The 10,803-nt window shown below is 72.6% G+C and carries 8 protein-coding genes; 2 read left to right on the top strand and 6 right to left on the bottom strand.

The window, feature by feature from the left end:
* The 5 genes from IDM29_RS11240 to IDM29_RS11220 all read right to left on the bottom strand — a co-directional run.
* On the bottom strand, window positions 1-1,245 hold a 1,245-nt coding region (locus IDM29_RS11240), incomplete at its 3' end, for a glycosyltransferase (protein WP_309232721.1).
* 20 nt (window positions 1,246-1,265) lie between these two features.
* Window positions 1,266-2,432 carry an ABC transporter ATP-binding protein gene (locus IDM29_RS11235; RefSeq protein ID WP_255491592.1) on the bottom strand — a complete coding sequence of 389 codons (1,167 nt, stop codon included), beginning with the start codon at window positions 2,430-2,432 and terminating at the stop codon, window positions 1,266-1,268.
* A gap of 20 nt (window positions 2,433-2,452) precedes the next feature.
* The gene (locus IDM29_RS11230) at window positions 2,453-3,289 is read right to left on the bottom strand and encodes an ABC transporter permease (protein WP_255491593.1); all 837 of its coding nucleotides are present in this window, start codon (window positions 3,287-3,289) and stop codon (window positions 2,453-2,455) included.
* Window positions 3,286-4,173: a bifunctional 2-polyprenyl-6-hydroxyphenol methylase/3-demethylubiquinol 3-O-methyltransferase UbiG gene (locus IDM29_RS11225; RefSeq protein WP_182111774.1), complete on the bottom strand. Its 888-nt coding sequence runs from the start codon at window positions 4,171-4,173 to the stop codon at window positions 3,286-3,288. Before IDM29_RS11225 ends, IDM29_RS11230 begins: the two co-directional genes overlap by 4 nt.
* A gap of 90 nt (window positions 4,174-4,263) precedes the next feature.
* The gene (locus IDM29_RS11220) at window positions 4,264-7,029 is read right to left on the bottom strand and encodes an N-acetylmuramoyl-L-alanine amidase (RefSeq protein WP_182111775.1); all 2,766 of its coding nucleotides are present in this window, start codon (window positions 7,027-7,029) and stop codon (window positions 4,264-4,266) included.
* 191 nt (window positions 7,030-7,220) lie between these two features.
* Between IDM29_RS11220 and rfbB the strand changes: the two genes are divergently transcribed.
* On the top strand, window positions 7,221-8,216 hold the full coding sequence (gene rfbB, locus IDM29_RS11215) for a dTDP-glucose 4,6-dehydratase (protein WP_182111776.1): 996 nt from the start codon (window positions 7,221-7,223) through the stop codon (window positions 8,214-8,216).
* A 39-nt stretch (window positions 8,217-8,255) separates the two neighbouring features.
* Here the strand turns inward: rfbB and galE are convergent, their stop codons facing one another.
* Window positions 8,256-9,218, bottom strand: coding sequence for a UDP-glucose 4-epimerase GalE (galE, locus tag IDM29_RS11210; RefSeq protein ID WP_182111777.1), 963 nt, complete (start codon window positions 9,216-9,218; stop codon window positions 8,256-8,258).
* 132 nt (window positions 9,219-9,350) lie between these two features.
* Between galE and IDM29_RS11205 the strand changes: the two genes are divergently transcribed.
* The gene (locus IDM29_RS11205) at window positions 9,351-10,595 is read left to right on the top strand and encodes an LCP family protein (RefSeq protein WP_255491594.1); all 1,245 of its coding nucleotides are present in this window, start codon (window positions 9,351-9,353) and stop codon (window positions 10,593-10,595) included.
* Window positions 10,596-10,803 lie beyond the last annotated feature (208 nt).

Below are 10,803 nucleotides of genomic sequence, written 5' to 3'. Positions count from 1 at the left end.
GACCTGCTGCAGGCGCGGCGGACGCGGCACCGGGGCGGCGTGCGCCGCGGCCGTGAGGCGGTGCGCGTCGGCGGCCCGACGCGGCTCCCGGCAGAACTGCACCAGGGGCTCCAGCACGACCGGCCACGTGAAGCCCGCCGCGACCTCGCGGACGGCCGCGCGCGCGGCCCCGCGCGCGCGCTCGTCGGTCAGCATCGCCTCCAGGGCCTCGACGAGCGCGTCCACGTCCTCCGCCGGGACCGTGCGCCCGAGGCCGCGGGCCTCGATCAGCTCGGCGAACGAGTCGCCCTGCGTCGCGACGATCGGCAGGCCGGCCCACAGGTAGTCCAGGATGCGCGTCCGGAACGAGAACTCGGTCTCCACGTGCGGGAAGTGGCAGCTCACGCCGACGTCGGCGTCGAGCAGGTGGTCCGCGCGCGACTCGTAGGGGACCCAGTCCTCGTTGAAGAACACGTGCCGACCGGTGAGGCCGAGCTCGTCGGAGAGCTCCCGGCACCGCGTCGCCACGGCCATCTCCGGGACGTCCGGGTTGGGGTGCTTCATGCCGAGGAAGAACAGCCGGACCTCGGGCACCGTCTCCTTGAGGCGGTCCACGGCCCGCACCAGGCTCAGCGGGTCGAACCAGTTGTAGACGCCGCCGCCCCACAGGACGACCTTGTCGTCGACGCCGATGCCCCGGACGGTGCCCTTGATCGCGCGCCGGGCCTGCACCGGCGGCTCCGGCGCGGTGCCGAACGGCACGATCGTGATGAGCGAGCGCAGCGACGGGTCCGCGTCGTAGGTGTCGGGGTTGATGCGTCCGGCGGCGGCCAGCTGGCCGATCCACAGGTCGCGCTGCCGGCGGGACGCGCACAGGAACAGGTCACCGCGGCGCACCTGGTCCGACAGCTCGCCGAGCGCGAAGGCGAGCGCCTGGTTCCGCGCGGCCTCGGGCTTGTACCTGTCGACCTCGAGCGTCTCGAGCTGGAAGGGGTCGTAGAGGTCGACCACGAGCACCTGCTCGCAGGTCTGCAGCCACGGGAAGGCGTTGAAGACGAAGCCCTGGATCACGACGACGTCGCTCGCCTCGACCTCCGCGCGGAAGTCGCCGACGCCGATCTGGCGGACGTCGAAGCCCTCCCCCGACCGCGTGCACCGGCCGAAGGTCACCAGGCGCACGTCGTGCTCCGTGGCGAGCGCGCGCGAGATCTCCCACGCGCGGATGGCCGGACCGGCCATCCGGTCGGTGATCGTGTCGAGGGTCACGACCAGGACCCGGCGGGCGGTCACGACCAGCGCCCGTCGAGCGCCAGGTAGCCGCCGGACTCGACCGGCGTGCCGTAGTCGACGTTGAGCGTCGCGGCCTCACGCAGGTAGTCGTAGGTGTGCGTGGTGGAGGAGTCGACGATGGACGCCATGAGCTGGAAGCTGCCGGGCTGCAGCGCGACCGCCGGGATCCGGCACTCGACGACGCCCTCGCCCTCGATCGCCGCGATCGGGTGGTTCGTGTCGCGGGTGTTGTTGGCCCAGAGGTACACGCCGTCGTGGGACTCGAGCGCGAGGCCGAAGACCGGGTCGGCGATCCGCTCCTTGGCGGTGTAGCGGATCCGGATCACCACCGGGTCCCCCGTGCGCACCGTCTCGGCGGGCGCGCCGTCCTGGAGCAGCTCCACGGCGTCGATGACCGCCTCGCCGCTGCCCCAGCGGACGCGACCCTGCGCGTCGACGCGCGCGTCGTGCCGGGTCGAGTCCAGGTAGCGCTCGAGGATGGGCTTCGCGTCGCCCGTCTCGACGAGGTTCCCGTGCTCGAGCCACGCGACCGTGTCGCACATGTTGCGCAGCGAGGGCATCGAGTGGCTCACCACGACGACCGTGCGCCCCTCGCGGCTGAACTGCGTGAACTTCTGCGTGCACTTGTCCTGGAAGGCGGCGTCACCGACGGCGAGCACCTCGTCCACGAGGAGGATCTCGGGGTCGACGTTGATCGCGACCGAGAACCCGAGGCGGACGTACATGCCGGACGAGTAGTTCTTCACCGGCTGGTCGATGAACTGCTCGACCCCGGAGAAGTCCACGATCTCGTCGAACTTGCCGTCGATCTCCTTGCGCGTCATGCCGAGGATCGAGCCGTTGAGGTAGACGTTGTCGCGCCCCGACAGCTCCGGGTGGAAGCCCGAGCCGACCTCGAGCAGCGCCGCCATCCGGCCCCGCGACGTGATCGTCCCCGCGTCCGGCGCGAGGATGCCGGCGATGCACTTGAGCAGCGTCGACTTGCCCGAGCCGTTGTCACCGACCAGGCCGAACGTGCTCGCGGCCGGGATCTCGAACCCGACGTCGCGCAGCGCCCAGAAGTCCTCGTACACCGACCGCCGGCCGCGCATGATCGCGGCCTTCAGGCTCTGGTTGCGCTCGTGGTAGACCCGGAACCGCTTGGAGACACCGTCGACGGTCACCGCCGCCGCACCACCCGCCGTCACAGCACCTCCGCCAGCTTCGCCTGGTTGCGTGAGAACACCCGTCCGCCCACGGCGAGCGCGACGACGGTCCAGCCGACGCACCACGCGAGCGAGTCGAGCTCGGGGAGCCGGTTGTCGTAGAGCAGGTTGCGGAACACCTCGACGAAGCGCTCCATCGGGTTGAGGCGGTACAGGTCCAGGATCGTGACCGACCCGAGCAGCGGCCCCGTCCGCTCGGAGATCCCCGCGACGTACGACACCGGGTAGAGGATCGGCGTCAGGTAGAACCACGCCTGGAACACGATCGTGACGAAGTGCTGGGTGTCGCGGAAGTACACGTTCGCCATCGCCAGCATCATGGCGACGCCCGTCGCGAAGAGCGCGAGCAGCACCATCATGAGCACGACCCCGGGGATCCACAGCCACACGTCGGCGCCGAGGAACACGAGCACGACGGCGAGCACCAGCATCTCGATCGCCCAGGTGAACATCGCCGCGAGGGAGCTCGAGGCGACGAGCGTCACCCGCGGGAAGGCGACCTTCTTGATGAGGTTCTCGTTGCCGACGAGCGAGCCCATCCCCGACGTCACGGTGTTCGTGAAGAAGCTCCACGGCAGCAGGCCGCACATCAGCCACACCGCGAAGACGTTGAGCCCGCTGGGGTCGCCGACATCGGCGGGGATGTTGATGATCACCGAGAAGACCGCGGTGTAGATGAGCATCAGGGCGATCGGGTTCGCGAGCGACCAGAGCTGCCCGAGCGCCGTGCGCTTGTACTTGCCCTTGATCTCGCGCCGCGTGAGGTTGACCAGCAGCTCGCGGGAGCCGCCGAGCTCTCGGAGGAGGGTGATCACCGAGCCCGACCACCCAGCACGCGGCGCAGGCGCCCGTACACCGCGCGCGGCACCGCGAGGGCGCGGACCGTCCGCGTCGCGAGGACCGCGTCGACGTCGCCGCGCGCGCGCTCGAGCGCGCGCTCGAGGTGGGCCACGCGTCCCTGCGCCTCCGCGAGCCGCACGCGCAGCTCCTCGCGCTCGAGCCGTGACGCCTCGACGGCGCCGGCCGCGTCGTCCACGACCGCACGGACGAGGAACTGGTAGGTCAGCGCGTCCGGCTGCTCGCGCACCCACTCCACGACGCCCGCGGGGAGCCGCTCGACGTCCACCACGACCTCGGAGGCCAGCGGGTCCTTCACCGTCGTGCGCACGTCGACGGCCGACAGCCCGGCGCCGCGCAGCATCGCCAGGAGCGTGCACCGCGTGAAGAAGCGGATGTGCGTCCGGTCCATCAGGCCGAGCTCCTGGTACTCCCAGGAGCCCTGCAGGAGCGCCAGCCGGATCGAGCCGTGCGAGACGTTGGGGATCGAGATCACCACCGACCCGCCGGGCGCGAGGAGCCCGACGAGCCGCCCCAGCACGGGTGCCGGGTCGGCGAGGTGCTCCAGCACGTCCCCGAGGACGATGACCTCGAACCGGCGCTCGCCGAAGGCCTCGGCGAGGTCGAGCGTGTTCAGGTCGCCGACCACGAGCCGGTCCAGGTGGGGCCGGGCGAGCTCGGCGGCCTCGGCGTCGTACTCGATGCCGCTGACCGTGCAGCCGCGCTGCGTCAGCGCCTCCGCGAGGTAACCGGTCGAGCAGCCGACGTCGAGCACGTCCTTGCCGCCGCCCACGAGGTCCAGGAGCTGCACGTGGCTGTTGTTCGACACCGAGGGATCCAGGGTGGTGTCGTACTGGGACATCGCAGCTCGCTCTCCTCCTGGGCACTGCCGGGAAACGCCGCGTCAGCATACCGGCCGCACCGTGGCGGCCGGTCGCGCGGGCTCACCGCGTCAGCGGTAGAACCCGTAGACGTCGGCGAGGACGTGCGTCTGGCCCAGGTTGTTGTAGACCTGCACCCCGGCCGGGGAGAGTCCGACGACGGCGTTGTTCGCCTGGTCGCGGCCGCGGCCGGTGTTGAGGTCCGACGTCGGCGGTCGCCCGGCGCCGGCCGGCCAGACCGTGAGGTAGGTCACCGGGGACGTCTGCTGGGTGGTCGTCAGGGTGATCGCGGCGGCCCGCGCCGTCGCGGGCAAGCCCGCGACCGACGACATCGGGAACGTCCGGGACTGCCCCGCACCGATGGGACCGCCGCCCGCGCGGGTGTCGAACGCCCGCACCGGCGCGATCGGCGTGAACCGACCCGTCGCGCCCGGACCGAACCAGCCGACGACGTCCAGGACCACGTTCGCCGGGGCACCCGCCAGCAGCACGTCGACCTTGCCGCCGTTCAGCGGCACGGTCGTCCGGTTCGCGACGTCGGTGCCGGGCAGGTGGTTGACGCTGGACGTCTGGCCCGCGGCCGCACCGGCCGGGACGACGCTGACGTAGCCGTTGCCGCCCGACACCACCGACGTCACGTTCATCACCACGGCCGTCGCGTCGGCCGGGATGCCGCCCTGCCCCGCGACGGTGACGCTGCGGCGCTGCCCGTCGCTCATCCGCCCACCGGTGGTGCGCGTGTCCAGCACCCGCGCCGCCGTCCCGAGCTGGGCGTAGCCGCTGCCACCGCTCGTCGTGTAGTAGCCGGTCACGTCGACGAGCACGTGGGTGGACCCGGCGCTGTTGTAGAGGCTGATCTTGCCCTCCCCCCCGACGCCGAGCGTCACACCCGACGCGGACGCCGAGCGGGCGGCGTCGGCGTTGAGGACCGAGGCACCGGGGCGGCTCTGCCCCGCCGGCCAGGCGCGCAGGTGGGTGATGGTCGACGAGTTCACCGCCGTGATGTTCACGGCGACCGCCTTCGCGTCGGCGGGGACCCCGCCCACGCCGGCCACGACGACGTCGCGTCGCGAGTCCGGGCCGAGCGACTCGGCGAGCGGTCGGGTGTCCAGGACGCGGGTCGGGGTCACGGGGACGAAGCGCAGGTCGCCCGTCAGGGGCACCGGCGCGACGGTGGCGGGGTTCTGGCTGCCCGTGACGGTCACGGTCGCCGAGTAGGGGTGGATCGCCGCACCACCGGCGCCCGTGCCGCTGAGCGTGAGGCGGTAGGGCCCGGGCCCGACCGGACGCCCGGCGCTGTTGTTGCCGTCCCACGTGGCGACGACGCCGCCGAACGCCTGCTGCCCGTAGCCGATGGAGGCGTGGACCAGCACGCCGGTCCGGGCGTCCCTGGCCTCCAGCCGCCAGTTGATGTCGCCGAGGGTGCGTGCGGCGAGGGTGACGGCCGAACCCTGCCGGACCGACGCGGGCACCGACGGGTTGACCAGCGACGGGGCGGCGAGCTGCGCCGCACGGGTCCGGATGTTCGGCAGCGTCGCGTAGCCCGCGTTGCCGGGGCACGCCGTGTTGCCGACGTCCCGGTGCGCGAAGACGACCGGGAGGGTGACCGTCGCCCCGGCGGGGTACTTCGAGTTCTCCCCGCCGAGCGTGCGGAAGCTCATCGTGCCGTTGGGGTCGCGGTGGTACTGGCGCAGGCGCCACGCGGCGAGCTGCGCGATGCTCTCCTGGACCGCCGCGCCCGGGTTGACCTGGCTGTAGTCGCCGAGCATCGAGATGCCCACGGTGCCGGTGTTGAACCCGCCGGCGTGCACGCCGATGACCGGCTGGGTCAGGCTGTTCGCCCGTCCCTCGTAGATGTTTCCCCACTTGTCGACGATGAAGTTGTAGCCGATGTCGCACCAGCCGCGGGACTCGATGTGGTAGCGCTGGTCGTTGCGGATCTGCTGCTTGGCCTGGTCGACCGAGGAGTACGCGTTCGAGCCCGCCGTGTGGTGGACGACGACGCCGACGAGCTGTGACGCGGTGTCCGGGCTGCAGACCTGGGCGCGCGCGCCCCACTCGGCACGGCTGATCACGCGCGGCTGGGTGGCGGTGAGCACCGGGCCCGCGGCGGGGACGTCCGCGGCGGCCTCGACCGGCGTCCAGGCCGCGGTCTCGACGGTCATGGCACCCTCGTCGTCGGACGCCGCCTCGGGCGAGCCGATCAGCGCGAGCGCCATGTCCTGCGGACCGCCCTCGGGCGTCGCCCGGAACGACAGCTGCACGGCGTCCGCGTCGCCGACCCAGAGCGGGTCGGTGCCGTTGCGGAGCGCGTTCGCGGCGTCGGGCGAGCCGGGGTCGGGGCCGTCGTCGGCCGGCTCGAGGGGCACCCACTCGCTCCAGCTGCCGGCGGCGCGGGTCCGCACCTCGAGACCGAGGTCGGCGACCTCCTCCTCCGCCGGCCACGTGACGCCGAGCGTCTGGAACGTCTCCGTCTCGAGCACCTCGCCCTCGACGCGGTCGGCCACGACCTCGTCCGCCACCACGACGGACGGGTCGGCCTGACCCGCGGCGACCTCGGGCGTCAGGGCCACCTCGCCGTCCTCGTCCACGGGGGGCACCACGACCTCGACCTCGGTGAAGGTGCCGTCCTCGCCGGCGGCGGCGGGGTCCTCGGTCGTGGGCACGCCGCGCGCGGCCGGGGTCGCCGTGGTCGTCGCGGTGGTGGTGGTCGTCGCGGCGGTGGTCGTCGCGGTGGTGGTCGTGACGGCACCCGCGGGCGCCGGGGACACCGTCGAGGCGAGGACCGTCACGGCTGCGGTCACGAGGGCGACGGCGGCTGGGCGGAGGAGAGTCATGGGAGTCCTGTCTCGAAGGCTAGTCAGGCGCAGTCTCAGCCGGTGTTGCAGGCAGGTCAAGGACCGGCACGCGCCCTGCCCGTTCCGTCCGGAGTTCGTCCACGCACGTGCCGGGCGCCACTGCCTCCGTCGGCGGCGGGGCGGCCGTTAGGCTGGCCGACGGTCCCGTTGTCCCACCCAGGAGGTCACCCGTGCGTCTGCTCGTCACCGGCGGAGCCGGCTTCATCGGCTCGAACTTCGTCCACCACACGGTGGCCACGCGCCCCGAGGTGCGGGTGACGGTCCTGGACGCCCTCACCTACGCGGGGAGCACCGCGTCGCTCGCGCCGGTCGCGGACAGGGTGCAGCTCGTCCAGGGCGACGTCGCCGACGCGGAGCTCGTGGACCGGCTCGTCGCCGACGCCGACCTCGTCGTCCACTTCGCCGCCGAGTCCCACAACGACAACTCCCTGAGCAACCCCTGGCCGTTCGTCCAGACCAACGTCGTCGGGACCTACACGCTGCTCGAGGCGGTGCGCCGGCACGGCGTCCGGTACCACCACATCTCGACCGACGAGGTCTACGGCGACCTGGAGCTCGACGACCCGGCGAAGTTCACGCCCGAGACGCCCTACAACCCGTCGAGCCCGTACTCGTCCACCAAGGCCGCCAGCGACCTCCTGGTCCGCGCGTGGGTGCGGTCGTTCGGCGTCCAGGCCACCATCTCGAACTGCTCGAACAACTACGGGCCCCACCAGCACGTCGAGAAGTTCATCCCGCGCCAGATCACCAACGTCATCGACGGCGTGCGCCCCAAGCTCTACGGCACGGGCGAGAACGTGCGGGACTGGATCCACGTCGACGACCACAACTCGGCGGTCTGGGCCATCGTCGAGCGTGGCCGCATCGGCGAGACGTACCTCATCGGCGCGGACGGCGAGGAGAACAACAAGTCGGTCGTCGAGCTCATCCTCGAGCTGATGGGGCAGCCGCGGGACGCGTACGACCTGGTGGCCGACCGGCCCGGTCACGACATGCGCTACGCGATCGACTCCAGCCGGCTGCGGACCGAGCTCGGCTGGGAGCCGCGCTACGGCTCCTTCCGGGACGGCCTGGCCGCCACCGTCGAGTGGTACCGGGCCAACGAGGCGTGGTGGCGGCCGCAGAAGGACGTCACCGAGGCGAAGTACGTCGAGCTGGGGCGCTGACCCACCTGTCACCGTGCGCACGCCGGTGACGCTCATGCGTCACCGGCGGCGGGCCGCCACCGCGCTCGCGAGCATGTCGTGCAGCGTCGCCTCGGGCCGCCAGCCCAGCACGCGCTCGATGCGTCCGGTCGCCGCCACGACGCGGGCAGGGTCGCCGGGTCGACGACCCGCGCGCACGGGCTCGACGTCCGACCCCGTCAGCGCGCACAGCCCCGAGACGACCTCCCGCACGGACGTGCCACGCCCCGTGCCGACGTTGAGGACCTCGTGGCGGTCGGGCGACCCCGCGAGGTGGTCGAGGGCCGCGAGGTGCGCCCTCGCGAGGTCGAGGACGTGGACGAAGTCCCGCACGCCCGTCCCGTCCTCGGTCGCGAAGTCGTCGCCGAAGATCACGGGCGCCTCGCCCCGCTCCAGGCGCGCGAGGACGATCCCGACGAGGTTGGCGTCCTCGTGGTCACCGAGGTCCGGCCAGCCGGCACCCGCCACGTTGAAGTACCGGAGGCTGATCGCGCGCAGCACCCCCGCGTCGGCGGCCGCCCGCACGAGCCACTCCCCCGCCAGCTTGGTCTCGCCGTACGGGTTCACCGGACGGGTCGTCGCGTCCTCGTCGACGTCGACCAGGCCGGTCTCGCCGTAGACCGCCGCGGACGAGGAGAAGACCAGACGCCCGACCCCGGCGTCCTCCATGGCGGAGACGACCTGCGCCAGACCGGTGACGTTCTGCTGGTAGTACCACGCCGGCCGCCGCACCGACTCCTCGACCCGCTTGCGCGCCGCGAGGTGGACGACGTCGGTCACGCCCCGCTCCGCCATCAGGCGGGAGAGCCGCTCGACCGCGGACGACGCCGCGAGGTCCATCACCTCGAGCGCGACGCCCGGGAGGCGGTCGGCGTCGCCGGTCGACAGGTCGTCGACCACGACCACGGGCAGGCCGCTCGCCACCAGGAGGCGGACGACGTGCGCGCCGATGTACCCCGCGCCCCCTGTCACCAGAACTGTCACGCGGTGACCCTATCGAGAGCCTCGGCGCCCCCCGCTCACGGGCGACGCGCACCCCCTTCTCCACGACTCCTCCACGGACCCGACCCGATGCCGCCGTCGGGACGGCGCCGCCCGCTCGTAAGATCAACCTCCGTGACACCCCGCCACTCCGCCCCGGCGCGCCCGCGCGTCGCGCGCCACGCCCGCACGGTGCGCAGCCACCGGCTCCGTCACGTCGCCGCACTGACCACCGTCGCCGTCCTGTCGTTCGGCGCGACCAGTGCCGCGACGGCGTACGTCCGGCTCGAGAACAACATCGAGACCCATGACGTGACGGCGCAGCTCGGCGAGGACCGCCCGGTGCAGGCGGAGCCGGTCGACCCGACGGACCCGAACTCCGGCCGCCCGCTGAACATCCTCCTGATGGGCTCGGACGTGCGCGACGGCGCCAACGCGGAGATCGGCGGCGCCGTCGACGGCATGCGCTCCGACACGACCATCGTCATGCACATCTCGGCCGACCGGACGCGCGTCGAGCTGGTCTCGATCCCGCGCGACTCGCACGTGGAGATCCCCGACTGCCCCCGCTCGGACGGCACGGTGGGCGGCTCGCGGTCCACGCGCTTCAACGAGGCCTTCTCGATCGGCTCGCAGTCCGGCAACGTCGCCGACGCCGCCGCGTGCACCATCAAGACGGTCGAGTCGCTCACCAACGTGTTCATCGACGGCTGGGTCGTCGTGGACTTCGCGGGGTTCGTCAACATGGTGGACGCCCTCGGCGGCATCCCGATGTGCATCCCGAACGACATGACCTCGCCCAAGGCAGGCCTGCAGATCACCGCCGGTCAGCACACGCTCGACGGGACGACGGCGCTGGCCTACGCCCGGGCGCGCACCGGCCAGGGCGTGGGCGACGGCTCGGACACGAACCGCCTGGGCCGGCAGCAGCAGCTGCTCGCCGCCACGGCCACGGAGGTGCTGTCCAAGAACCTCCTCACCGACTCCACGAAGCTCTACCTGTTCCTCAACGCGGCCACGCAGTCGCTCACCGCCGACCCGGACACCGGGAACGTCTCGAACCTCGCCGGGCTCGCCTTCAGCCTGCGGGACGTGCCGAGTGGGAACATCACGTTCATGACGATCCCGTTCGGCGCGTGGTCGCAGGACCCGAACCAGGTGGTGTGGACCTCCGAGGCCGACACCATCTGGGCCAACATGGCCGCGGACGTGCCGATCGTCCCCCCGGCGGCGCCCACGCCGCCCACGGAGCCGGTCGCGCCGGGCACCGACCCGGCCGTACCGGAGCAGGAGACGCCGCCGGAGCAGGTCGTCACCGAAGCACCGAAGCCGGGTGTGGACCCGTTCACCCCGGACGACGTCCAGACCGTCTGCGGCTGAGCCGGTGACTGACGAGGAGAAGCGCCGACCGCCGGACGGTCCACCACCACCCCCGGTCCGCCGCACGACGTCACGCGCGCGTCCGCAGGGCGCCGCGCAGCCGCAGCCTCGCCCGGCGGACCGCGGCGCGCCGCGGACACCACCCCCGGCGCTACCCCAGTCGCCGTCGGCGCGCTCGGCACAGCCCAGGACGCCACCGCGCGCCACC

It is taken from the genome of Actinotalea sp. JY-7885, from assembly GCF_014525465.1.
GTDB lineage: Bacteria > Actinomycetota > Actinomycetes > Actinomycetales > Cellulomonadaceae > Actinotalea.
Note: the sequence above shows the minus strand (reverse complement) of the source record. Positions and strands in the feature narration are given on the sequence as shown.

What these genes read in the sequence shown, in the direction of transcription:
- IDM29_RS11225 (WP_182111774.1), bottom strand. Translation starts at nt 4,173, where the DNA reads ATGTCCCAGTACGACACCACCCTGGATCCCTCGGTGTCGAACAACAGC.
- IDM29_RS11220 (WP_182111775.1), bottom strand. Translation starts at nt 7,029, where the DNA reads ATGACTCTCCTCCGCCCAGCCGCCGTCGCCCTCGTGACCGCAGCCGTG.